This window comes from Mediannikoviicoccus vaginalis (assembly GCF_928097925.1).
Classification (GTDB): domain Bacteria; phylum Bacillota; class Clostridia; order Tissierellales; family Peptoniphilaceae; genus Mediannikoviicoccus; species Mediannikoviicoccus vaginalis.
In genome coordinates, this window is record NZ_CAKMRI010000001.1 from 712,592 (window position 1) to 737,028 (window position 24,437).

21 protein-coding genes and 1 other annotated feature are annotated in these 24,437 nt (G+C 35.8%); of the genes, 2 read left to right on the plus strand and 19 right to left on the minus strand.

Features of this window, described 5'->3' with window-relative positions; translation table 11 throughout:
- From L6651_RS03535 to rpsF, 12 genes are all read right to left on the minus strand, one after another.
- Positions 1 to 3,507 (minus strand): DNA polymerase III subunit alpha, encoded by a 3,507-nt coding sequence (locus tag L6651_RS03535; protein ID WP_237036644.1) that lies wholly within the window; start codon positions 3,505 to 3,507, stop codon positions 1 to 3.
- A gap of 152 nt (positions 3,508 to 3,659) precedes the next feature.
- Positions 3,660 to 4,034 (minus strand): 50S ribosomal protein L7/L12, encoded by a 375-nt coding sequence (gene rplL / locus L6651_RS03540; protein ID WP_237036645.1) that lies wholly within the window; start codon positions 4,032 to 4,034, stop codon positions 3,660 to 3,662.
- A gap of 25 nt (positions 4,035 to 4,059) precedes the next feature.
- Entirely contained in the window at positions 4,060 to 4,602 is a 543-nt protein-coding gene (rplJ, locus tag L6651_RS03545) for a 50S ribosomal protein L10 (protein ID WP_237036646.1), read from the minus strand.
- A gap of 36 nt (positions 4,603 to 4,638) precedes the next feature.
- Positions 4,639 to 4,756 (minus strand) — a sequence feature (ribosomal protein L10 leader region).
- Between the two features lie 37 nt (positions 4,757 to 4,793).
- Entirely contained in the window at positions 4,794 to 5,447 is a 654-nt protein-coding gene (locus tag L6651_RS03550; protein WP_237036647.1) for a 50S ribosomal protein L25, read from the minus strand.
- A 21-nt stretch (positions 5,448 to 5,468) separates the two neighbouring features.
- A complete protein-coding gene (locus L6651_RS03555; protein ID WP_237036648.1) occupies positions 5,469 to 5,714 on the minus strand; it encodes a pro-sigmaK processing inhibitor BofA family protein in 246 nt (81 codons plus the stop codon).
- An 11-nt stretch (positions 5,715 to 5,725) separates the two neighbouring features.
- Entirely contained in the window at positions 5,726 to 7,054 is a 1,329-nt protein-coding gene (locus tag L6651_RS03560) for a M15 family metallopeptidase (RefSeq protein WP_237036649.1), read from the minus strand.
- Entirely contained in the window at positions 7,047 to 8,204 is a 1,158-nt protein-coding gene (locus L6651_RS03565) for a glycosyltransferase (protein WP_237036650.1), read from the minus strand. Before L6651_RS03565 ends, L6651_RS03560 begins: the two co-directional genes overlap by 8 nt.
- A 1-nt stretch (position 8,205) precedes the next feature.
- Positions 8,206 to 10,053 carry a polysaccharide biosynthesis protein gene (locus L6651_RS03570; protein WP_237036651.1) on the minus strand — a complete coding sequence of 616 codons (1,848 nt, stop codon included), beginning with the start codon at positions 10,051 to 10,053 and terminating at the stop codon, positions 8,206 to 8,208.
- Complete coding sequence (locus L6651_RS03575; RefSeq protein ID WP_237036652.1) at positions 10,054 to 11,202, minus strand: glycosyltransferase; 1,149 nt, start codon at positions 11,200 to 11,202, stop codon at positions 10,054 to 10,056.
- A 44-nt stretch (positions 11,203 to 11,246) separates the two neighbouring features.
- Positions 11,247 to 11,471, minus strand: a complete 225-nt coding sequence (gene rpsR / locus L6651_RS03580; protein ID WP_237036653.1) for a 30S ribosomal protein S18 — start codon at positions 11,469 to 11,471, stop codon at positions 11,247 to 11,249.
- Between the two features lie 16 nt (positions 11,472 to 11,487).
- Entirely contained in the window at positions 11,488 to 12,015 is a 528-nt protein-coding gene (locus L6651_RS03585) for a single-stranded DNA-binding protein (RefSeq protein WP_237036654.1), read from the minus strand.
- An 11-nt stretch (positions 12,016 to 12,026) separates the two neighbouring features.
- Entirely contained in the window at positions 12,027 to 12,311 is a 285-nt protein-coding gene (rpsF, locus tag L6651_RS03590) for a 30S ribosomal protein S6 (protein WP_237036655.1), read from the minus strand.
- 140 nt (positions 12,312 to 12,451) lie between these two features.
- Between rpsF and L6651_RS03595 the strand changes: the two genes are divergently transcribed.
- Positions 12,452 to 13,126, plus strand: a complete 675-nt coding sequence (locus L6651_RS03595; RefSeq protein WP_237036656.1) for a hydrolase — start codon at positions 12,452 to 12,454, stop codon at positions 13,124 to 13,126.
- A gap of 26 nt (positions 13,127 to 13,152) precedes the next feature.
- Here L6651_RS03595 and fni read toward each other — a convergent pair whose 3' ends face one another.
- From fni to L6651_RS03620, 5 genes are all read right to left on the minus strand, one after another.
- On the minus strand, positions 13,153 to 14,169 hold the full coding sequence (gene fni, locus L6651_RS03600; protein WP_237036657.1) for a type 2 isopentenyl-diphosphate Delta-isomerase: 1,017 nt from the start codon (positions 14,167 to 14,169) through the stop codon (positions 13,153 to 13,155).
- A 48-nt stretch (positions 14,170 to 14,217) separates the two neighbouring features.
- Entirely contained in the window at positions 14,218 to 15,270 is a 1,053-nt protein-coding gene (locus L6651_RS03605; RefSeq protein ID WP_237036658.1) for an LCP family protein, read from the minus strand.
- Between the two features lie 123 nt (positions 15,271 to 15,393).
- The gene (locus L6651_RS03610) at positions 15,394 to 19,626 is read right to left on the minus strand and encodes a 2-hydroxyacyl-CoA dehydratase (protein ID WP_237036659.1); all 4,233 of its coding nucleotides are present in this window, start codon (positions 19,624 to 19,626) and stop codon (positions 15,394 to 15,396) included.
- On the minus strand, positions 19,616 to 20,530 hold the full coding sequence (mnmL, locus tag L6651_RS03615; protein ID WP_237036660.1) for a tRNA modification radical SAM protein MnmL/YtqA: 915 nt from the start codon (positions 20,528 to 20,530) through the stop codon (positions 19,616 to 19,618). Before mnmL ends, L6651_RS03610 begins: the two co-directional genes overlap by 11 nt.
- A gap of 38 nt (positions 20,531 to 20,568) precedes the next feature.
- Complete coding sequence (locus tag L6651_RS03620; RefSeq protein WP_237036661.1) at positions 20,569 to 21,027, minus strand: nucleoside deaminase; 459 nt, start codon at positions 21,025 to 21,027, stop codon at positions 20,569 to 20,571.
- 114 nt (positions 21,028 to 21,141) lie between these two features.
- On the opposite strand from L6651_RS03620, the gene L6651_RS03625 reads away from it, so the two are divergent.
- Entirely contained in the window at positions 21,142 to 22,266 is a 1,125-nt protein-coding gene (locus tag L6651_RS03625; protein WP_237036662.1) for a ribose-phosphate pyrophosphokinase, read from the plus strand.
- Between the two features lie 65 nt (positions 22,267 to 22,331).
- On the opposite strand, the gene ahpF is transcribed toward L6651_RS03625, so the two are convergent.
- Positions 22,332 to 23,849 carry an alkyl hydroperoxide reductase subunit F gene (gene ahpF, locus L6651_RS03630; RefSeq protein WP_237036663.1) on the minus strand — a complete coding sequence of 506 codons (1,518 nt, stop codon included), beginning with the start codon at positions 23,847 to 23,849 and terminating at the stop codon, positions 22,332 to 22,334.
- A complete protein-coding gene (gene ahpC, locus L6651_RS03635; protein ID WP_237036664.1) occupies positions 23,849 to 24,418 on the minus strand; it encodes an alkyl hydroperoxide reductase subunit C in 570 nt (189 codons plus the stop codon). The genes ahpF and ahpC overlap by 1 nt, the downstream gene beginning before the upstream one ends.
- Positions 24,419 to 24,437 lie beyond the last annotated feature (19 nt).

The following is a 24,437-nucleotide window of genomic DNA, read 5'->3' on the forward strand; positions in this document are numbered from 1 at the left end:
CTAAATAATTCTTATATTTTCACTTCCAAGTATTGACTTAAGTTCATTCAACACCTGTTTATCTGCAAGATTTACATTGTACTCATCATTAAACATAAATCCTGTATTTGTCTTTTTAAAAAACAACTTCACCTTTGAATTACCCTTTTTTCTTGAAAGCGCCTGTTTTACAAGTTCAACTTTTTCCTTTTCACTTCCAACTTCAAAGATTAATTCAAGCATTTTTTTATTGTTTACACGACTAATGGCATCGCTGTAATTTTTAAATCGCGATTCAAGATCTTCAATCTTTTCTACAAAGATATTTCCCTCGCCATTTTCATTTATATTTACCCTACCTTTAATAGTAATAACTCTATCTTCTTCAATTAAGTCTTTAAACTCCGAATAGGTTTTAGGAAATATTACAAGGGGAATGGTTCCGTATAAATCTTCTAGGGTTGCCGTTGCCATGGCAGAGTGGGTGTTTCTCGTGTATCTCTTTGTAACTTGGTTTAGTACTCCAGAGACAAAAACGACTTTCTTATCCCAATTATCCTCTGCTTCCCTATTCTCAGAATCAAGTTCTAGACTGGAAAACTCCTGTGTCTTTAAAATATAATCTTCATATTCCTTTAGTGGATGATCTGAAAGATATATTCCAAGGACTTCTTTTTCCATCTTTAAAAGTTCTTTTCTCGGATATTCCTTTACAGTATATGTCCTCTCTTCCTCTTCTTCAACTGTAGAGCTGAAGTCGTCGAATAGACTTGACTGTCCTGGTATATTTGTCCTCTTGTCCTTTAAGACAGAATCGATAATCATGGAGCACTCCACCATAAGGGAATGTCTATTAGGAGATATTTCAGAAAGGGCTCCTCCCATTATTAAACATTCTATGGCCCTTTTGTTTATGGCCTGTGAGTTTTTAGATGCAAGTCGTTCAATGAAATCTCTAAAATTTTTAAAGTCTCCTCCATCAACTCTAGCTTCAACAATCGTATCTATTAATCCCGTTCCAACATTTTTTATTGCTGATAGTCCAAATCTTATTTTATCTCCTTCAACGGAAAACTTTTTAAAACTGCTGTTTACATTAGGAGGAAGAATTTCTATTTTTAATCTCTTGCACTCCTGAATGTACTGGGCAACTTTCTTACTATCTCCCATTATAGATGAGATTAACGCCGCCATAAACTCCACTGGATAATAGTACTTTAACCAAGCCGTTCTCATGGCAACAAGTGAATATGCAGCGGAGTGTGACTTGTTAAAGGCATACTTTGCAAAGTCAATCATCAAGTCATATATCTTATTTGCAGTATCTTCGTCAACTCCACGTCTTATGGCTCCATCTATAATGATATTGCCTTCATCGTCTTTTTGCCCGTAAATAAATTTTACCCTTTCCTCTTCCATTACATCCATTTTCTTTTTACTCATGGCCCTACGAAGATTGTCCGCTCCGCCAAGGGAGTAGCCTGCAAGTTGTTGTACTATTTGCATAACCTGCTCTTGATACACTATTGTTCCATAGGTTAAGTTTAGAATTGGTTTTAGTAGTGGATGTAGGTACTTTATGTTTCCAGGGTTATTTTTATTTTTAATATAATTAGGAATCTCGTTCATTGGCCCCGGTCTAAATAGTGAGTTTGCCGCAATTAAATCGTCAAAAACCGTTGGCTTTAGCTCCGACAAGAAATTTCTCATGCCTGGAGATTCAAATTGAAATATTCCCAATGTCTCTGCATTTGAAAATAGTTTTAGTACCTTTTTATCGTTTACATCAATGTTATTTATGTCAATGTCGATGTTTCTATTTTGCTTTATAAGCTTAATGGTGTCGTCAATAACAGTTAATGTTCTCAGTCCCAAAAAGTCCATCTTTAAAAGGCCTAGCTCTTCAAGCTCCGTCATGTTGAACTGTGTAATAACAGAGTCTTTGTTCTTAGCAAGGGGAACGTATTCCACTATGGGCTCTTTTGAAATAACTACTCCCGCCGCATGGGTTGAAGTGTGTCTTGGCATGCCTTCCAGGTCATTTGCCACGTCAATGAGCTTTTTAAGCTCTTCGGAGCTGTTGTATATCTCTTTGAACTCCTCGCTTGTATCCAAAGCCTTTTCAATGGTAATATTAAGCTCATTAGGCACGTTCTTTGCCACCTTGTCTACTAGATTTAACGGTATTCCCATAACGCGGCCTACGTCCCTTATACAGCCTCTAGCGCCCATTGTTCCAAATGTAACTATTTGGGCAACTTTATTTTCACCATACTTTTCAACAACATAGTCAATAACTTCTTCTCTTCTCTCATAACAGAAGTCTATATCGATATCGGGCATGGATACCCTCTCTGGATTTAAAAATCTCTCAAAGAGTAAGTTATATTTAATTGGATCGATGTCCGTTATGCCTAGAGCAAAGCTAATAATGGACCCTGCTGCTGATCCCCTTCCAGGTCCAACTGGAATGTCTTTACTCTTGGCAAATCTTATAAAGTCGGAAACTATTAAGAAGTAATCAACATATCCCATCTCTTCGATGGTCTTTAATTCAAATAGAACTCTCTCTTTAATCTCTTCAGTTACATCTTCATATCTATTTTCTATTCCTGTCCATGTTAAGTTTCTTAAGTACTCATTATTACTAAGGCCTTCTGGCACTTTAAAATAAGGCAAGTGCAGATGTTCAAAGTCAAGTTCCACATTACATCTCTCAGATACCTTCATGGTGTTTTCTAAATATTCTGGATTATCAAAAAGTTCACTCATCTCCTGTGGAGAGCGTAGATAAAATTCTCCAGGAGCATAGTGCATGTCTTGGTTATTTGCTTCTTGTAAAGTACGCCCCGTCTGAACACATAAAAGTACTTTATGGTTCTTCCAGTCCTCTTTTTTAATATAGTGGACATCATTTGTGGCACAGATTGGAATGTGAAGTTCTTTTGAAATGTTTTTCATTCCCTTTAAAACAATTTCGTCTTCCTTCATTCCATGATTTTGAACCTCTAAAAAGAAGTTACCCTTACCAAATATATCTTCAAGTGAAGCGGCTGCCTTTTTTGCTGCATCATAGTCGCTGTTTACAAGTTTTTCAGATACTTCTCCTTTTAAACATGCAGAAAGGCAGATTAGTCCCTCGCTATACTTTCTAAGCACATCTTTATCAACTCTTGGTTTATAATAAAACCCATTTAAATAACCAAGGGACACTATCTTCATCAAATTTTTATATCCAATATTGTTTTCTGCAAGCAGTATCAAATGATTATAATTTTTATTTTGAGGACTTTTATCCATATAATTTTTATTAACGGTATATACCTCACAACCAATTATCGGTTTTAAATTTCTCTTTTTAGCTTCTTTATAAAATTCAACTACACCGAACATGCATCCATGGTCTGTTATGGCACAGCTTTCCATACCAAGTTCCACTACTCGGTCCAGTAGTTTAGGTATTGGACTGAAGCCGTCAAGCAAGCTATATCCCGTATGTAAATGTAAATGAGTAAATTTGTTATCCATGTTTATTCCTCTCCTGTGTAAATTGTATCATAAGCTAAAAGATTTCCTAAATTTAAAGATATAATAAAAAGCTGTTGAATATGGCTTCATATCCTATCAACAGCTAAAAAAATATGGTACCAAGTTTCCTCGGTACCATTAGTTTTTGGTAATTACTTAAGTTCTACAGTAGCTCCAAGTTCTTCTAATTGAGATTTCATTTCTTCTGCTTCAGCCTTAGCTACGCCTTCCTTAAGTGTCTTAGGAGCTCCGTCAACTAATTCCTTAGCATCCTTTAGGCCAAGACCAAGTAAGTCTTTAACAACTTTGATTATCTTAATCTTTTGGCTTCCTGCTGATTCTAATACTACGTCAAATTCAGATTTTTCTTCTGCTCCGCCAGCTTCTCCGCCTGCAGCAGCTACTCCACCCATAACTACTGGTGCTGCAGCTGATACTCCGAATTTTTCTTCTGCTTCTTTAACTAAGTCATTTAATTCAAGAACTGACATGTTCTCAATTGCTTCTAATATTTGTTGAATATCCATTGTAAACCTCCGATTATTTTTTAATTTATTCTGCAGTAACTTCTTCTGCTTCTTGTGCAGGACCTTCTTCAGATCCTTCTTCTTTTTTCTTAGCTATAGCATCTATTAAGTATACGAAGTTAGATACTGGTGCCTTCAAGCTACCAAGTAACTTACCGATAAGAACTTCTTTAGATGGTATAGACGCTAATTCTTTAACACCTTCCATGTCAAGGAATTTTTCATCAATATAACCTGCTTTAATTTCTAAGTTTTCATGCTCTTTTGCAAAGTCATTAGCAATTCTAGCAGCTGCAGTTTCTTCGCTCATACTGAATGCAATTGCATTTGGACCATTTAAATGTTCTAAGATAGAATCATGTCCAAGGTTTTTAAATGCAATGTTCATCATTGTATTTTTGTAAACTTTGTAAACTACATCTTCTTTTCTGAATCTTTCTCTTAGTTCTGTTAACTCTTCAACATTTAGTCCTCTATAGTCAACTAATACCATTGATTTAGAATCTTCAATGTTTTTAGTAATTTCAGATACTACTGATTCTTTTTGCTTTAAAACGTGATCTTTCAAAAAAATTCACCTCCACTACCGTTTAATACCAAAAACTTAAATATAAAAAATCTTTCCACCAAAAAAGGCAGAAAGATCTAAATTCAATCTTGTCCACCTCGGTAGGAAATTAAGTTTTCACACCTACTGTCTTTGGCAGTATTTAATTACCTAGTATATTATGACAGATGTTTTTTAATCTGTCAAGCTTTTTATTCTTCTTCTGCTGCTTCTTCTTCCTCTTCAGTTTCATCAACAGTTGGAACATCAGCTGCATCTACTTCTTCTACATCTTCTTCAATTACTTCTTCTCTTGGTTCAGAAAGAATTGCAACTGGTTCATCAGCATCTTCAAATAGTTCAATCTTGTCGTTTCCGTAGATGTCTAAATCAGCAACTGTTAATGTTTCACCAATCTTCATGTTTTCTACATTAACTACAGCTTCTGAAGGGATGTCTGATGGAAGACATTCAACTTCGATTTCATTTAGTAAGTGCATTAGTACTGATGGTTGTTCGTGGATGTTGTCTCTTCCTTCACAAACAACTGGAACAACAACTCTCATCTTAGTGTTCATATCTACACCAACGAAGTCAACGTGAACGTATTGGTTCTTGAAAGGATGTTTTTGAATGTCTTTAATAAGAGCCTTTCTTTCTTTTCCTTCAATGTCTAAAGTTACAAGGTTAGAAGTACCTGCTGTTAAGTATAACTTTTCTAAGTCTCTTTCTTCTACAACTAGATTGATATTTTCTTCGCCTCTTTGATAAATAACTCCTGGAACTCTTTTTTCCACTCTTAATTTATCTACTTTATTCTTTCCTGTACCCATTCTAACTTGGGCATTAATTTTAAAATCTGTCATGCTTACCTCCATATAAAAATATTAAGACTTTAACAATAATAACACAATTATGCCTGGAATGCCAAATATTCCTGCAACTAATGCGTTTAAAAATGTTAAGTTTAATGTAATTCCAAAAATTCCGCCAATTAAATTGAAAACAAATAGTAGTAAAAGTCCCGAAATACTATTGATGACTAGCTTGCCTGCTGCTTTTATTGAAAAGCTTAAAAGCCCGAAAAATAGCATCATCAGTATAACGGCTATTATGATTACAAAAATCTGCATATTATCACCAACTAATATTCGTTTTCGTCGTTGGAATCTTCATCAAGATTTTGGTCATTATCATCATTATAATTATTATTTTCACCATTGTCATCATTTGTGTTGTCATTTGTGTCGTCATTTGTGTCTTCTTGTTCATCATCATTTGTATTTAAGTTGTTTTCGTTACTTACCTTAGCAAGGCCTAAATACTCTTCTAAGCACAAATTGTTTCTATGCATTTCGTCTGCAACAGTTGGCTCCACAAATCTTATATGCCATGGTTCAAACTTTCTTCCCGTTACATTTTCTTTTTCCTTAGGATATCTGATAATGAATCCATATTTATGAGCATTTTCAACTAGCCACTTATACTCTTTGCTGTCTTTGAAGTTGTCGTTGTACTTGTTTTCATAATCCTCTCCAACAACGTCAAAGGCAAGTCCAGTTTGATGTTCGCTCTTTCCTGGTTCAACCTGTGAGCCGTCGGCCATGTACTCGCCAAATGCCGATTCGCCATCGGTATATCCATTGGTTTTTTGTTGTTCAAAGCTTCTAAAGTCACTTGCAATTTTTATTATTATTCCATCATTTTTAGCTTTTCTTGCCATGATGTCAAAGTTTGTCTTTGCCTGTACATTCATTCCCGGTTGGAAGTCCTCTGGCAAGCTATATTGATCATTTACCACAAGTATGCCCTTTATAACCTTAAGTTGGTCTGGGTTGTTTACTGTTGAAAGGTTTGAGCTTTCAATATAACCGTCGATGCCATTATATCTAACCTTGTTAAATCCATTTGTAACACCATAGTTTTCAAGGTATTCTCCTGCTGCAATCTCTCCAAGCTCTGTAGATGAAGTATTGCTTTCTTGGTAGTACTTAGCAGACTTTGTAACTAGCACAAAACCTTTTAAACTTGTGGTTTCGTTGCTATTAATAGTTTCAACAATATTTGCAGGGTCTGTAGCCGCTACATTTTTATTGTTCTTTGCATCAAGAACTGATTTTAGTAAAAGTGCAAGGACTAATACTGCTATAACTGAAACTCCCACAGTAATCATTCGCTTTTTCTTTTTCTGTTCTTCCCTCTTCTTCATGGCAATATGTTGTAGCCTTCTTCTCTCCTGCTCAATAGCTTTAGGATCCATCTTTATGGTATGGTCTCTAAAGTCTTCATTTCTTTCGTAAGAAGGGCTATGCTCTGATGAAGAATTTCTTCGTCTATACTCCTCAGACCTTTGGTTTCTCTGTCTGGACTCTTCGTCTCTGGTGACGTTTCTGTTTTTCAGTCCATCCACACCTTCATCTAAGAAGCTATATTTTTCGTTGATATCTTTAAAGCTCTTTCTTTTCTTAGACATTTTTTACTCCTTTTGAAACTGCGGAATATATTTTTAACAAATCTTTTACACTTGCCTCTTTTGAAAAGTTTAAGTCCACATATTCCCTGATTTCTAGTTTGTTAAATCCTTTTATACCATTATACATTAATTTTAGTTTATTTGCTAAGTCTAAGGCATTGTTTTTCTCTGCAATTACGCCATTAAACTCCCTGATGAAGTGTTCAGACCCTCCATTGTTCACTGTAATAACTGGAAGACCACAGTTCATCGCCTCAATATACACCTTTCCATAGGTTTCATGGCGTGATGCCAATATAAAAAGATCTGACCTGTTGTACTCTTCATTTATTTCATCTAAACTCTTATGGCCCATTAAAAATATTTTGTCTTCCATGCCATTTTTTTGAATCAACTTAAGGAGATTTTCTCTTTCAGGTCCTTGTCCAAAGATTTTTAAAGTTGCATTCTTATCCTTAAACACATCTGTAAAGGCTTCAATAACTTCAAAATGGCCCTTGTCTTTAATTAAATTTCCCGTTGATACCACATGAAATGAATTTTCATCAAAATTATAATTTTTTAGAGTAAATGAATTAGTGTCAACTACAGTTGGAGAAACCACTGGAACTACTCCAAAGTTTTTCTCCATTATATTTTTAAAGTATGGGCTTCCCACAATTAATTTGTCACAGTTGTGATATACATAGTCACCAATAATCCTCTTCTCTTTTGAAATGTCTTTCATATCTTCCTTGTTCACATGGGAAGAGTGCTCTGAAATTATTATCGGCAAATCAATTTCATTTTCTTTAATGACTTTAACGAAGGGATATGAGTGATTTAAAAAATGTGAGTGTAAAATATTTGTTCCACTTTCTCTATCCAAAATTTGTGGAAGATATTTTTTTAGGGCAAGGCTTCCATATTTCATTTGGGTGAGCTCATTGAAATTGCCAAGGGGAACACTGATATTATAATATCTTATTCCCTTGTACTCCCCTTCACTATAGCCCCACTTTCTCCATCTTCTAATGGATCTTAAGTCAAGGGACACCATATACACATCAATTCCCGCTTCCTTTAAGGCCTTGGCATATTCAAATTGATGTATACCATACATTGGCGTCTTTTCATTTGGAATACCCTGTGTGGCCATTAACACTTTCATTTTACTTCTCCAACCTTTCGGGAGTGAAGTTAGGAACAATATTTTTTAAATCCCTAAGTATTACATTGTAATCCTTTTGATCCAAGTCTCCCTTGAGTCTATTTAATCCCTCTTCTAATTTTTCCTTGTCATGTATAACTGGTTTTTCTATAAATATCTTTTTAAATTCAGTCTTTGTGGAATTGTCTAAGTCCAAAATCAACTCCTCATAAAGTTTTTCTCCGGGACGTAGCCCTGTGAATTCTATTTTTATGTCTTCATTTGGAATAAATCCAGAAAGTTCAATTAGTTTTTCCGCCAAGTCCACAATTCTTACTGGCTCACCCATGTCAAGTATAAATATCTCTCCACCCTTTGCAATGGCCCCCGCCTGCATAACCAATTGGCAGGCCTCTGGAATGGTCATGAAATATCTTATGATGTCAGGATGTGTAACTGTTACCGGCCCTCCATTTTTAATTTGCTCTTTAAATAGAGGTATAACCGATCCATTGGACCCTAACACATTTCCAAACCTAACTGCAACGAAGTCGGTGTTTGACTCTCTGTTTATGGTCTGAATCATTATTTCACAAATTCTCTTTGTGCATCCCATTACGGAAGTTGGATTAACCGCCTTGTCAGTGGATATATTTACAAATTTTTTTACACCATACTTGTCGGAACATTTTAAAATATTTAAAGTTCCAAACACATTGTTTTTCACTGCAGATATTGGTGAGTCTTCCATTAGTGGAACATGCTTATGGGCTGCGGCGTGAAACACTATGTCAGGCCTATACTTATCAAAGACACTGTCCATTCTGTCCATGTCCCTAATACTGTCTATTAACACTTCAATAGGTGGGTTTTTATATTTTCTAACAAGTTCCATTTGAATGTTGTAGATACTGTTTTCATAAATATCTAACATAACCATCTTCTTTGGACTAAATTTAATTATCTGTCTACATAGTTCAGATCCTATGGACCCACCGGCACCAGTAATTAGCACCACTTTGTCCTTAATAAAGTCTTTCAGTGAGTCTTGGTCCAAATGTACCTCTTCTCTTCCTAAAAGATCTTCTATTTGAACTTCCCTCATCTTGGACAGGTCAAAATTCTTTTCGTCTATTACAGAGTAGTACCCTGGTATTAACTTTGTCTTTATCTTTGTCTTATTACATCTTTGAAGAATATCCCTTGCATCATTTTCCTCTGCAGAAGGAAGTGCAACGATAATCTCCTCAATACCATAGTCCTTTACAACCTTTTCAATGTCGTTTCTGTTGCCAAGAACTGGTACTCCTTTAATAATTTTATTTTTCTTATTTATATCATCGTCGATAAAGCCAATGGGGACATTTAATATCTCAGCATGTTTGTTAAGTTCCTTTACCACCAAAACTCCCGCTTCACCTGCGCCTATTATAAGGGTCTTTTTCGGCTTCTTCCCAGTTTTATTCGGTGACTTATTGTCTATTAGGCTATACTTCGCCCTTGAAAGTAGTCTTACCCCTGGAATTAAAGCAGATTGAATAACAAGTCCTATAACATAAATTGACCTTGGCAAGTCCTTGTCGATTGTAATTAACATTCCTACTACGACAAAAATATTTGCAATTAGAACCGCAAATTCCGCTCTCACAAATTCTTCAATACTTGCATATCTCCAAAGTGTTTTGTAAAGCCCCATAAAAAAGAAAACCAATATACAAAACACAGTTATAAATGGCGCGTATTTGAAATATACATTTAAGTATATATCCGGTAATGTACCATCAAATCTCAAATACAATCCAAAGAGATAACTAAAATTTATGATTATTATGTCAAGTAAAACCAAAGTAACTGTTCTTAAGTACCTCATCTAATTCTCCTCTTTAAAACTTTGATAAACACTTTCTATTTTAGCAAAGTTTTCTTCAAGTATAAACTTATCTGAAACATATTTTCTAGCATTTTTTCCCATTTCAACTCTTAAATCTCTATCCAAATAAAGTTTTTCTAACCCTTCAAAAAGTTCTCCTACATTTTCCGGCTCCACAAGTATAGAGCTTTTACCTGGACATGTAGCTTCAGGTAGTCCTCCTACATTTGAACATACAACAGGCACACCACAGCTTTGTGCTTCAACTGCTGAAACTCCAAAGCTCTCTTGTAGTGACGGAAAAACTGCCACATCCATTTCATTGTAAGTGTCCACAACTTTATCAATCTCTAAAAATCCTCTAAATTCAACTAATTCATCTATACCCAATTCCTTAGAAAGATTTTTTAGATTTTCTTCCTCTTCGCCAACACCTGCAATGATTAGTTTAAACTTTTCATCTCTGTAATTATCTACAAGTACTTTAAAAGCCCTTATTAAATAGTCTAGGCCATATACTTTAAAAAGCGACTTTACAGTTCCAATTGTAAATTCATTTTCATTTTTAAATCCAGGAATCGGTTTATAGATTGCAGTATCAACGCCAAAGTACGTTACCATAACATCTCTATTTGTATACTTTTGAATTTCTGCCTTCATATCACTAGATGTGGACATGATAACAGAAGGCTTTTTCAAATTGTATTTCAATAAGCACTTGTGAATGAAAGACCTTCTTGGAAAGTCATAAACATCCGAGCCCCATACTGAAAGAATATATGGTTTAAAATTCGAAAGTGCTCCTAATAGCCCATAGCTAGTGGCATAGTGGGCATGAACTATATCTGGATTTTCTTTTTTTATAATCTCTTTAACTCTCTTTATTTTTCCAAAATATGAAAAGAGTTTTTTTCTATCACTTTCATAAATCGTCTCACCAACATCAAAATTGTAAACCTTACATTCAGGTATATTTCCCTTCGTAAGAGATATGACGATAATTTCAAAGCCTCTATTCAAAAAATATTCGCACCACTTCTTAGTGTGGGCGGAAGTTGCGTCTGCTAAAAAACAAATTTTCATTTCAATCTCCATTTCTAATGAAATTATACCATAGAAAAGCTTTACTCCTCCAAATTGCTGAGACAATAAAAAATCTCCTGAAGCATTTTTCAGGAGATAGTTTTATTTTATTATTCTGCAGAGTATGGTAATAATGCAACTTGTCTTGCTTTTTTAATCTCTTCAGTAACAGCTCTTTGGTGTTTTGCGCAACATCCAGTAGCTCTTCTTGGAAGGATTTTGCCTCTGTCAGAAATGTATTTCTTTAAAGTATTGATATCTTTATAGTCGATCTTTTTGTTCTTGTCAGCACAAAAAGCACATACTCTTCTTCTAGGTCTAAATCTTCTTTGCATCAAAGTACCTCCTTATCTAAAATGGTATATCGTCATCATTTAAAGGAAAAGCATCGCCGCCTAGGCCAAAATCATCCTCTGGAAAATCTTGACTAAAACCAATTTCCTTATTGTAGTTATTTCCTTGATTAAAGCCTTGGTTTTCTTGATTATAATTTGAATTGCCTTGGTTGTAGTTTGAATTACCTTGATTATTTCTCTGACCTGAACCACCAATGAAGTAAATTCTATCAGCAATGACATCTGTTCTGTAAACTCTTTTACCGTCTTGTCCATCATATGAGCTGGTTTGAATTCTTCCTGAAACAGCTAACTCTCTTCCCTTAGTAATATAAGTAGATACGAGTTCAGCAGTCTTACCAAAGGCGGTAATTCCTATGAAGTCAGCAGTTGGTTGACCTTTTTGTTCAGCTTCCATCTTCTTGTCCCTAGACATACCTCTGTCTACAGCCAATGTGAATCTACAAATAGCTAAACCTGATCCTGCTGCATATCTAAGTTCAGGGTCTCTAGTAAGTCTTCCTATTAAATTAACGCTATTCAACTTTGCCCTCCTTAGGCTTCCTTTACCACGAACATATATCTTATGATGTGGTCAGAAATTTTACACTTTCTTTGAAGTTCATAAATTAATTCAGGTTCAGCTTCGAAATCAATTATAACGTAGTATCCCTCTTTTATATAGTTGATTTCATACGCTAGTTTTCTCTTACCCCATTCATCAACTTCAAGAACTTTACCATTAGATTCAACAGTACTCTTGATAACATCAAGGGCTTTGTTTCTCACCTCGTCTTCTAGATCTGGTTTGAATACAATAACTCCTTCGTAATTTCTCATGTCTATACACCTCCTTTTGGTCTCTGGCTCGCTTACGCGGCAAGGATACTTAAGTATATTATCACAAATGAAAAAATAATTCAAATATGTATTTAAATTTTATAAAATGGTATAATCTTTTTAGTATAGAGGAGGTTGAGATGAAGAAAAAAGCTTATGTTCCAGTGGTTGAATCGGAACTTCGTAGAAGATCCGTAACAATGCCACAAGTAATTAGAAATGCCAGCGGCATAATCATTTTAAACAAGAGAATTAAATCATTAATATTTTCTACAGATATAGCTGTAATTCACAATAGCAATCCCGATGCGGTTATGGCGGTGTATCCTTTCACGCCTACATTAACAATAACACAGGCGCTAATGTCCGCGTCTTTCGTTCCACTTTTTATTGGTGTTGGCGGTGGACTTACCTCTGGTAATAGATCTGTGTACTTGGCGCTTCAAGCAGAGCTTCTGGGAGCCTATGGAGTAGTTGTCAATGCACCAATTAAAAACGAAGTTATAAGGGATATGTCCTCTTCACTTGACATACCTGTGGTTGCCACAGTAGTTTCAGAAAACGACGACTTCGAAGGGAAAGTAAATGCCGGCGTAAAAATATTTAATGTTTCCGGTGGAAAGAATACAATCGAAATCGTGAAGAAAGTCAGGGATATATTCGGAGAGGAGTTTCCTATAATAGCAACCGGTGGCAGAACCGAGGAGTCCATTATAAAAACTATTGAAGCAGGAGCAAATGCAATTACCTACACTCCTCCTTCCAGTGCAGAAATATTTTCTTCCGTAATGCAAAACTATAGAGAGTTCAAATAAAAAAACAGGTAAGGATATCCTACCTGTTATTTTTGTATTAACTCTTTTAACCTTCCAGTCAAAGTGTAGTTAACATTTTTTAAATCTTCTATTTTTTTAACGCCTAAAAGCATCATTATAATCTTTGATTTTTCTATTGTTGATTCCACATACTTCTTTGCTTCGTCAAATCCACCATGCATTAAATATCTTAACACCTCGCCGCTAAGAGCTGTAAAGTCTGCTCCAAGTATAAATGATTTTATAACATTATCCGCAGTATTTATTCCACCGCTGCTAATGTAAAATGCATCTGGGTTTTCTCTCTTGCAGTCCATAAGCGCTTTGGCTGTAGGTATGCCCCAGTTGTACATGTCTGAAAAATCTTTGTCCATATTTCTCATATCTTCAATCTCTATGAAGTTTGTTCCACCGGCACCTGCGACATCGATATATTTAACACCAATATTTGTAAGTTTTTTTGAAACCTCTGCAGATATTCCAAAGCCAACTTCTTTAATAATAATTGGCTTGTCATAATTTTTTACAAGGTATTCTATATTTTTTTCAATATGGCTGAAGTCCCTGTCCCCCTCATCCATAAACATCTCTTGGGCAACGTTTAAATGTAGCTGCATTGCATCTGCATCTATCATAGAGGAAGCCTCTTGTAGCTCTTCCAAACTTTTATTTGCAGAAAGATTTCCTATTAGAACACCTTCTTCTCCCAAGATGTCTCTCGCGATTCCGAAAGACTGCCTACATTCAGGATAATCTAGTCCAACGGTTTGTGACCCCACTGCCATAGGTATGTTTAAATCCCTGGCAATTCTTGCAAGATCTTCGTTTGTTGAAGAAAGCTCTTCAGTGCCACCTGTCATTGCATTTATCATTAGTGGAAAGTCTACTGTCTTTCCTAAAAACGAAACTCTTGTATCAATTTCTTCAAAGTTAATTCCCGGTAATGAGTTATTTTCGATATAAATATCTTCAAAAAGATTGTCTCCAACGTATTCAGTTTTTAAATAGCTTTCTACATGTTCTCTTTTTCTTTCCTGTCTCATCTAAACCTCAATTCTAATTAACTTTCCAAAAGCATAGAAAATCTTGTTTTAATTATAGTCATCCTCGTCATCATAATCATTGTAGTTGTCATTATCGTTATAGTCGTCATCGCTATAATCGTCATTATAATTATTTTGGTTATTTTGGTTTTTGTATTTATCTATTTCGCTTGGGTCAATGAAATAGTCTCTAAAAATATCTGAGAAAAGTCTATTCATTTTCTTTTCATCTGCATAAAAATACGCAACCCTAACACCATTAGGATACTCATCTCCAGTGGTACCTTCCAAGGTATAGGTGTGGAGTTTATCGTCACTAAAGTTTACTGCCTTTAATGCAACTGCCCCTAGATTTCCCAAGTCGATATTGGTTTCAACATTTTGTTTATATACATCTAAAATTTTACCGATATTCAAAATATTTGACGGTTTAAGTACTGCTTTCATAAGCTGTTTTAAAAAGTAATGTTGGTTTTGAACCCTCTCTAAATCTGTACCAGTTCGCAAAAGTTCCCTTGCCCTAACAAAATAAAGTGCTTGGGCCCCATCCAATGTGGTTGGTCCCTTTGGAATGTGTAAATTTATTTCTGGAACATTTAATTCCACCGGCGAGTCTACTTCAACTCCACCCACTGCTTCTACAATTCTTGTAACAGCGTCATAGTCAACGCTCATATAGTAGTCTACGTCGAGTCCAGTAAGTTCTCTTACGGCCCTTAGTGCTCCTGTAATTCCATCGTAGGCATGGGCTGCGTTTATCTTAACATCGCTGCCTTTGTAATTTACCTTAGTGTCTCTAGGAATTGAAACTACGTTTATTTCTCCTGTTTTGAAGTTTACATTACATAGCATCATAGTGTCAGTTCTTACATGTTGGTCCATGGCTTCACCTTGTACATCTATGTTCTTGTCAACTCCCACTAACAAAAATAGTAAATCGTCGTCAAGTTTTTGTTCTATTTCATTGTCTTTTCCTATGTCTGTTCCATCTATTTCAACGGTGGATCGCTCTTGTAAATCTTTAAGTTCACTGGCTACAAAATAGCCTCCACCGAAAATTATTAAAGATATTAAAAATATTATTACTGATCTTGCTTTCATTTTTCCTCCAAAGAACAAAATGTTCTTATTAATTATATCACTGAGGGTTTATTTTTCAATAGCAAAAATTAGAAAACTGGGCTAAAATAGCCCAATTTTCTAATTTAAAATGTTACAATTTTTCTACATTTCCTTTGCAATTTCTTTTCTTTTCAGTATTTCCTTCGCTTGAGATAGCATTAGTTTTATTCTGTTTACTTGGTTTACCTCACTAGCTCCAGGGTCGTAGTCAATTGGAACAATGTTTGCATCAGGATACATCTCCCTTACTTTTTTTATTACGCCTTTTCCGGTAATATGGTTTGGCAAACATCCAAATGGTTGAATACATACAATGTTGTTTGCACCAACTTCTATTAACTCGACCATTTCCGCAGTTAATAACCATCCCTCTCCATATTGATTTCCTAGAGAAACTATTTTTTCTGCCCTGTCTTCAAGGTCAGTAATATATAGCGGAGCATGGTATCTAGTACCTTCCAGTGCTCGCCTAATATATTTTCTGTAGTACTCAATATACTTTACTCCCATCTGTGAAACAAATGCAGAGAACTTACCCTTTGACAGTAGCGTTGCCTTGTGGGTGGTGTTTCTCAAGCAGTAAAGCACAAAGTCTGTCAAGTCTGGAAGCACGACTTCGTTTCCTTCCGCTTCCAAAATATCTTGCAAATTATTATTTGCCTGTGGAAGATACTTAACTAATATCTCTCCAACTATTCCAACTTTTGGTATTTCCTTTTCTACTATTTCAATGGCAGAAAAATCTTCTACGATTTTATCCACATTCTTTTTGAAATTACTTGTGGCATTTTTCTTAATGTCCACTCGACACTTGTCTATCCAAGACCTCTTTAAGGCATCGGTTTCTCCCTTAATGACTTCATATGGCCTTGTGGCATTGGATAGTCTCATAATTAAATCACCATATAAAATTGATATAACCATCTTATGTGCCAGTGGCGCCGAGATTTCAAAACCAGAATTGGTTTCAATTCCCTGTGCCGATAGAGCTATAACCGGAATATTTGGATATCCCGCCTCTGTAAGTGCTTTTCTAATGTAACCCACATAGTTTGACGCTCTACATGCTCCACCGGTTTGAGTCATAAGAAGGGAAATATTATCGTTATCGTACCTTCCTGACTTTACAGCTTCCATCATTTGACCAACAACCGTAATTGATGGATAACATGAGTCGTTGTTTACATACTTAAGTCCCTCATCAATAACCTTTGAGTCAACATCTTTTAAGAATTCCACATTATATCCTTCTGTTTCAAAGGCAGCCTGCATAATCTCAAAGTGATCCGGTGCCATTTGAGGCGCTAGTATTGTGTGAGTCTTTTTCATTTCCTTTGTGAAGTCTATCGTTTCAACATGGAAATCTTCATCTTTTAAAACGGGCTTTTTATCTTTTAGTGCCTGTGTTAAAGATCTCAATCTTATTTTAATCGCTCCAAGGTTTGAAACTTCGTCTATCTTAATCAAGGTGTAAATTTTTCCCTTTGATTGTAAAATCTCTGAAACTTGGTCTGTGGTTACAGCGTCAATTCCACATCCAAAGGAGTTTAGTTGAACAAGTTGTAAGTCCTTTGAATTTGAAACAACCTGCGCCGCTCTATACAGTCTTGAATGGTAAACCCATTGGTCCAGTACCCTAAGCCTTCCCTTAATGTCGTCTTCATAGGTTAAAACTGAGTCTTCAGATAGAACCGCCCATCCTAAAGATGTTATAAGTTCTGGAATGCCGTGGTTTATACCTGGGTCCACATGGTATGGCCTTCCTGCAAGTACAATTGCATTGATGCCCCTCTCTCTAATGTAAGCTAGAGATTTTTGTCCTTCCATTCTCACATCTTCCCTAAAGGCGTGGAATTCTTCCCAAGCTCTATCAAGGGCATTTTTTATTTCAGACTTTTTAATTCCTTCACATTTAAGCTCTTCGTAAAGTCTATCTGCTAACTTCTTTTTATTTTGAAGTGATAGAAATGGATTTAAAAACTTAACATCTTTGTCATCTAAGTTTTCTAAATTATTTTTAATAACTTCTGGATAGCCTGTAACAACAGGACAATTTATATTATTATCCACATTTTCAAACTCTTGCTTTTCATAGAAGATTGAAGGATAGAATATAAATTTAACTCCCTTTTCTATTAACTCTTCAATATGTCCATGGACCATCTTAGCCGGGAAGCATGCAGTCTCACTGGTTATAGAAGCTATTCCCTTTTCGTACATCTGTCTGTCGGACTTGCCCGAAAGTACAACTTCATATCCCAGTGATGTGAAGAAAGTAAACCATAGAGGATAGTTTTCGTACATATTTAAAACCCTCGGCATTCCCACCGTTCCCCTAGTAGCCTTTTCCTTTGGTAGAGGCTTATAGTAATTGAACAGTCTATTGTACTTGTATTCGTACATGTTTGGAAGCTTTGAGTCATTTGATATTTCTACTCCCGCTCCCCTTTCACATCTGTTTCCAGTTACATATCTCTTGCCATTGTTAAAAATATTTATTGATAGCTTACAGTGGTTTGAACATCTATTACACTGCGCACTTTTTTGTGTATAAGTAAAGGCTTCAAGTTCTTCCTTATTTAGTAAAGTAGTTGAACCTGTACTTTTTTCTTTTGCCATTAATGCCATTCCCATGGCTCCCATAAGTCCAGCTATTTCAGGTCTTACTGCAGTTCTTCCAGTCACCTTTTCAAATGCTCTTAAAACTGCATCGCCATAGAAGGTTCCACCTTGAACGACTATGCTCTTTCCCAGGCGTTTTGGGTCACGAACCTTTATAACTTTTTGAATTGCATTTTTAATTACAGAATAACAAAGTCCCGCCGCAATATCTGGAACGCTGGCTCCCTCTTTTTGCGCCTGCTTTACCTTGGAGTTCATAAACACAGTACATCTTGAACCGAGGTCTACAGGGTTTCTTGACTTTATCGCCTCTTGTTGAAACTCTTCCGCAGTATATCCTAAAGATTTGGCAAAGGTTTCAATAAATGATCCACATCCAGATGAGCAGGCTTCATTAAGCTGTATGGAGTCAATTATTCCATCAGAAATATGCATTGCCTTCATATCTTGGCCACCAATGTCCAAAATAAAGTCCACGTCATTTCTAAAATAGGAGGCAGCTTTGTAATGTGCCAAGGTTTCAACCTCTCCCACATCCACATTTAATGCGGCCTTTATAAAGTCTTCACCATAGCCTGTAATGCCGGAACACTCTATCTTTGCCTTAGGATTTAAATTGTCGTAGATTTCCTTTATAACTTCAATTACAAGTTCCAGTGGCTTACCATAGTTATTGCCATACTTGCTATATAAAATATTGTCGTCTTTGTCAATTAAAACCACCTTGGAAGTAGTTGACCCTGCATCTATCCCCAAGTAACATGACCCTTCGTAGCTCTTTATATCATTTTTCTTGCTGTAAGCATCACTGTGATTTTGTAAAAACTCTTTATATTCCTCTTCGTCTTTAAACAGAGGTTCTAAAACCTGTTCCTTGTCAACTTCAACCTCAATTGGCCTATTGATACTTTCAACAAGTTCTTTAAATGAAACTGCTTCTAATTCTCTTGATGCAATGGCAGCTCCCATGGCAACAAATACTTCAGAGTTTTCAGGAACGATAAATTTATTGTCTTCTCGTCCCAAAGTCTCTTTAAATCTTTCTGCTAATTGGTCCAAAAAGTGTAGTGGGCCACCTAGTAGGGCAATATTTCCCTTAATAGGCCTTCCGCAGGCAAGGTTTGAAATAGTTTGGTTTACCACAGACTGTAGCACCGAAACTGCAATGTCCTCCTTAGAAGCACCTTGGTTTATTAGCGCTTGTATGTCTGTCTTTGCAAACACGCCACAACGGGATGCAATGGAAAAGATATTGTTATAATCCTTTGCATATTCATTCAACCCCGATGCGTCAGTTTTAATTAAAGATGCCATCTGATCGATGAAGGCTCCCGTTCCACCGGCGCAGATGGAGTTCATTCTCTGTTCCACATTTCCTGTTACATAAGTTATTTTACTGTCTTCGCCACCAAGTTCGATGGCAACATCAGTTTCTGGAATAAATGTCCTTATGGCAGTGGTTCCAGACACAACTTCTTGAATGAAGTTTATATCCCAATACCTTTCTACAAACATACCTCCAGAACCTGTAACCATAATTGTAATATCCTTATCCGGAAACTCTTTATAAGCATCCAAAATAACAGACTTAACAGTCTCTTCCACATTTGATTTATGTCTTTTGTATTCTCTGTATAATAACTTGTTGGATTCATCAATCACAACTAATTTTACTGTGGTTGATCCAACATCAAGTCCAACATTATAAGCCATGACTACCTCCTAGGGCTTTGCCCTGTTCTATATCTCTCTTCTTCAATTCTTTATTAATATTCCCGATGACCTTAATCTTATCCCTTGGCCAAAGGGGCTCAAATAATTTGTTTTTATCAGGATCACCTGTGATCCTATGTACAACTATGTCCTTCCTTAGTAACTCAATGGAATCGCAAACTGCATCAATGTACTCATCCATTTCTAAGATTTTAAACCTAGTATTTAAATAGTAATTATATAGCGAACTATCCCTTTGAATATAAAGGCTGTGAAACTTTACTCCCCATATGGGAAGGTTATTAATATACTTTACAGTATTCATAAAGTCTTCATGCGTTTCAAAGGGTAGGCCAAAAATTATATGGGCAATTGTCTTAATGCCCGCTTTATGTAATAACAAAGCCTGTTCTTTAAAAATACTATTTTCATAGCCTCTATTTATTATTTTTGCAGTTTCTTCATTTGAAGTTTGAAATCCAAGTTCAACCCAAGTTTCATACTGCTTTGAAATTTCTGAAAGAAGATTTCTCGTCTCTTCATCTATACAGTCGGGCCTGGTGGCTATGGAAATACCAACGATATTTGGATGACTCAAAGCTTCATAATATTTTTTTCTTAAAACCTCCACCGGTGCAAAAGTATTTGTAAAGGACTGAAAGTAAGCAATATATTTTTCAGACTCACTCTTATGTTTTAAAAACTCTATTTGCGAATCAATCTGTTCAGTTATGGATAGTCTCCTACTTCCGGCGAACTCCCCTGCACCTTCCTCACCACAAAAAATGCAACCTGTGCCATTTAACCTGTTTGGACAGGTAAAGCCTGCGTCAATGGACAACTTAAGAATTTTTTCTCCAAATGTACTTTTGATATAAGTGGATAAGTCGTTATATCTTTGCATTCAATCACTACCTATTTGTATAATATAACACAAATTTATTAATTCTTTCTTAAATCTTTAAAAAAGTTCTGTATAAGACTCAGTGACTCCTCCAGTAAAATTCCCCCTTCAAAGTCCACTGTATGATTAAGCTCTTTCCTCTGTAAAATATTATCTACTGAGCCTACAAAACCCCTTTTTTTATCATAGGCACCAAAATAAACTTTTTTTATTCTTGAATAGACCATGGCGGAAGCGCACATTGCACAAGGTTCCAGTGTTACATAGAGTTCGCAGTCTAATAGACGCCAACTGCCAATCTTTTTGCTTGCCTCTTCAATGGCAATAAGCTCTGCGTGCTTAAGAGGATTTTGTAAAGACTCCACCAGGTTATGTGCCCTTGCAATTACTTCTCCGTCCTTGACTATTACACATCCCACCGGCACTTCTTTTAGTTCATACGCCTTCTTTGCTTCCTTCAAAGCCTCTTTCATAAAGAAAATTTTTTTATCTTCCATTTAACCCTCCAGCTTTTATTATAGTACATTTAGAAATATTTATCCCCTTTATGTTTGAGAATTAGTACCAACTGTGATATTCTTAATTTAAAGTAAATTTGAAGGGAGCTACAAATGTCTGAAGAGTTTTTTTCTGATACCCCTTATGGCGAATTGGGGCTAATAGTATTAAAGAGTTGTTGTCAATTAGGTAAAGAAGTTGATGGATTTTTAAAAGAGCAATATGGTATTAAAGATCCAGATTTTACATTTATTACCGACATTTCTGAAGTGAGATTTTCAAACGGAGAAGGAAAGGTAACTATCAACGAAACCGTTAGAGGAAAAGATATCTACATCTTAGCAGATATCGGAAACTACGGACTTACTTATAAGATGTATGGCATGGAGACAAGAATTGGACCAGATGAACACTTTGCCGACATTAAAAGAGTTATCTCTGCAATTAATGGAAAGGCTAGAAGAATAAATGTGGTTATGCCTTTGATGTATTCAAGTCGTCAACATAGAAGAAAGGCAAGAGAGTCATTAGATAATGCAATGGCACTACACGAACTTGAACAAATGGGAGTACATGGCATCTATACATTTGACGTGCATGATCCAAATGTTCAAAATGCAATTCCACTTCTAACTTTTGAAAATATTTATCCAACTGCAGAAATTGTAAAAGATTTTGTTGAAAACGAAAATATTACTCCAGAAGAATTAGAAAAAAAGGATATGATTATCATAAGCCCCGACACTGGAGCTATGGCTAGAGCCGTTTACTATTCAAATGTTTTAAAACAAGACATAGGTATCTTCTATAAGAGAAGGGACTACAGTAGAATAGTTGACGGTAAGAACCCTATAGTTGAACACAAGTATATTGGTAAAGATGTTAAAGGAAAGGACATCTTAATCGTAGATGACATGATAGCATCTGGAGAGTCTGTGCTTGACATCTGTACTCAACTTAAAGAGCAAGGTGCAAGAAGAATATATGCTGCAGTTTCATTCTCACTATTTACAGAAGGACCAGCAAAGTTTGATGATTACCATGAAAAAGGACTTCTTGATGCAGTTTATTCAACAAACCTAACCTATGTTCCAGAAGAAGTAAAGAGTAGATCTTGGTTTAAACAAGTTAATATGTCAAAACTTTTAGCAAACTTTATCTACAATATTAATCTAGATATATCATTAAGTGGACTACTAGATAAGACAAGAGGAATAAAGAGAATAGTTAAAGATTAAGTTTTAGCCCTTGCACTGCAGGGGCTTTTTATTTTACAAATAAAAGAGAGGGTCTCCCTCTCCCTTTATAATCTCATAAGATAGTTGTATGCTCCAAGGGATGCAGTTGCTCCACTGCCCTGTGCAATTACAATCTGTTTAAAGGCAACGTCGGTGCAGTCGCCGGCAGCATAAACCCCTTCAATATTCGTAGCGCCAAATCTATCCACCAAGATTTCGCCAAATTTATTTTTTTCAACATTATTAATCCATTCAGTATTTGGCACTAGACCAATTTGAATAAAGCATCCATCAATATCTTCTTTTATGATTTCTCCATTCAGTCTATTTTCATATTCAATGGACTTTAGAGTGTTATCTCCTTTTAAGGCCTTTGTATCTACATTTGTTAGGACTCTTATATTTGAAATCTCCTTAAGTTTTTCCTGTAAGACACTATCTGCCTTAAGCTTGTCAGAGCGTTGTAATAGTATTATTTCCTTTGCAATGGAAGAAAGTTCAATTGCAGCTTCAACTCCAGAGTTACCTCCACCTATAACGGCAACTTTTTTATCTTTAAACAGTGGTCCGTCACAGTGAGTGCAATATGCAACACCCTTGTTTTTAAATTCCTCTTCTCCAGGTACACCCATAGACTTCCATCTTGCTCCCGTTGCAATTATAATTGACTTTGCAGAAATTTCTCCCCTGTTTGTTTTTAATTTAAGCAGAGATCCCTCCACAATTTCAAGAGCTTCCACATCATCATACATAGAAACTTCATATTTATTTAAATGTGAACGCACACTTTCCATATACTTAGGGCCTTCTATATATTCCATTCCAGTAATATTTTCAATTCCCGAAGTATCTTCAACCTGTCCGCCATATTCCTTTGCCACCATTGCCATATCTAGACCTTTTCGAGCTCCGTAAATTGCAGAAGTTGCCCCTGCTACACCTGCACCTACAATAAGCATGTCTAGAGTCTTATCTATGTTTAAGTCCTTCTTTGAAGAGTCTCCAATAACTTTTTCTAATATTTTATCAAGGCTAGTCTTTCCAATATTAAAAGTCTCACCATTTAAAAAAGTTGTTGGAACAGACATGACGTCTTTATCTTCAACATAGTCCTTAAAGAAACTTCCCTCAACCATGGTGTGGGTTATGTTAGGATTTAGTACAGCCATTATGTTTAAAGCCTGTACCACTTCAGGACAATTGTGACAACTCAAACTAACTATCGTTTCAAAATCAAGTTCCTCTTCAATAGATTTTATCATCTGGATTTGCTCTTGTTCAATCTTTGGAGTTCTTCCTCCAACTTGAAGTAGCGCCAATATAAATGACTCAAACTCATGACCAAGGGGTATTCCAGCAAAGCTTACACCACTTACTCCTTCGGCGGTTAATTTAAAACTTGGCTTGAATTTCAAATCTTCTTCCACTACAGATAAGTTGTCTGAAAGAGAAGCAATCTCTTCAACAAAATCCGAAAGTTTTTTAGAATTTTCGTCATCTCCCCTAGATAATAAAATTACAACTTCCCTTTCGAGAAGTTGTAAATATTCACGTACTTGATTTTTTAAGTTCGTATCAAGCATTAAATCTTACCTACAAGGTCAAGACCTGGAGTTAATGTTTCTCCTGACTCTTTCCATTTTGCAGGGCATACTTGATTTGGGTTTTCACGAACAAATTGAGCAGCTCTTAGCTTGTCATATACTTGACTTGCATCTCTACCAATTCCATCCGCATTTATTTCTACTGTTTGAATGATTCCGTCTGGATCTATTATGAAAGTTGCTCTTTGTGCAAGTCCAGCTTCTTCATCCAATACATTAAAGTCTCTTGAAATTTCTTTATGTGGATCAGCTAGCATTGTGAATTCAAGCTTGTTAATAGCTTCTGAGTAGTCATGCCATGCTTTATGAACAAAGTGAGTGTCAGTTGACATTGAATAAACTTCTGCACCTAGTTCTTGTAACTTTGCATATTGATCTTGCATATCTTCAAGTTCTGTTGGACATACAAATGTAAAGTCTGCAGGGTAGAACATTAATACATTCCACTTACCTTCAAAATCCTTATTGCTAACTTCAACAAATTCTTCTTTCTTTGGGCAATATCCCATAGTTTTAAACTCAGGGATGTGCTTTCCTATTTGTGACATAATACCTCCTAAAAAAATT

Bases quoted from the DNA above. Each gene is read 5' to 3' on its own strand.
- L6651_RS03535 (WP_237036644.1), bottom strand. From the start codon at position 3,507: ATGGATAACAAATTTACTCATTTACATTTACATACGGGATATAGCTTG.
- rplL (WP_237036645.1), bottom strand. From the start codon at position 4,034: ATGGATATTCAACAAATATTAGAAGCAATTGAGAACATGTCAGTTCTT.
- L6651_RS03550 (WP_237036647.1), bottom strand. From the start codon at position 5,447: ATGACAGATTTTAAAATTAATGCCCAAGTTAGAATGGGTACAGGAAAG.
- L6651_RS03555 (WP_237036648.1), bottom strand. From the start codon at position 5,714: ATGCAGATTTTTGTAATCATAATAGCCGTTATACTGATGATGCTATTT.
- L6651_RS03560 (WP_237036649.1), bottom strand. From the start codon at position 7,054: ATGTCTAAGAAAAGAAAGAGCTTTAAAGATATCAACGAAAAATATAGC.
- L6651_RS03565 (WP_237036650.1), bottom strand. From the start codon at position 8,204: ATGAAAGTGTTAATGGCCACACAGGGTATTCCAAATGAAAAGACGCCA.
- L6651_RS03570 (WP_237036651.1), bottom strand. From the start codon at position 10,053: ATGAGGTACTTAAGAACAGTTACTTTGGTTTTACTTGACATAATAATC.
- rpsR (WP_237036653.1), bottom strand. From the start codon at position 11,471: ATGCAAAGAAGATTTAGACCTAGAAGAAGAGTATGTGCTTTTTGTGCT.
- rpsF (WP_237036655.1), bottom strand. From the start codon at position 12,311: ATGAGAAATTACGAAGGAGTTATTGTATTCAAACCAGATCTAGAAGAC.
- L6651_RS03595 (WP_237036656.1), top strand. From the start codon at position 12,452: ATGAAGAAAAAAGCTTATGTTCCAGTGGTTGAATCGGAACTTCGTAGA.
- fni (WP_237036657.1), bottom strand. From the start codon at position 14,169: ATGAGACAGGAAAGAAAAAGAGAACATGTAGAAAGCTATTTAAAAACT.
- L6651_RS03605 (WP_237036658.1), bottom strand. From the start codon at position 15,270: ATGAAAGCAAGATCAGTAATAATATTTTTAATATCTTTAATAATTTTC.
- L6651_RS03610 (WP_237036659.1), bottom strand. From the start codon at position 19,626: ATGGCTTATAATGTTGGACTTGATGTTGGATCAACCACAGTAAAATTA.
- mnmL (WP_237036660.1), bottom strand. From the start codon at position 20,530: ATGCAAAGATATAACGACTTATCCACTTATATCAAAAGTACATTTGGA.
- L6651_RS03620 (WP_237036661.1), bottom strand. From the start codon at position 21,027: ATGGAAGATAAAAAAATTTTCTTTATGAAAGAGGCTTTGAAGGAAGCA.
- L6651_RS03625 (WP_237036662.1), top strand. From the start codon at position 21,142: ATGTCTGAAGAGTTTTTTTCTGATACCCCTTATGGCGAATTGGGGCTA.
- ahpF (WP_237036663.1), bottom strand. From the start codon at position 23,849: ATGCTTGATACGAACTTAAAAAATCAAGTACGTGAATATTTACAACTT.
- ahpC (WP_237036664.1), bottom strand. From the start codon at position 24,418: ATGTCACAAATAGGAAAGCACATCCCTGAGTTTAAAACTATGGGATAT.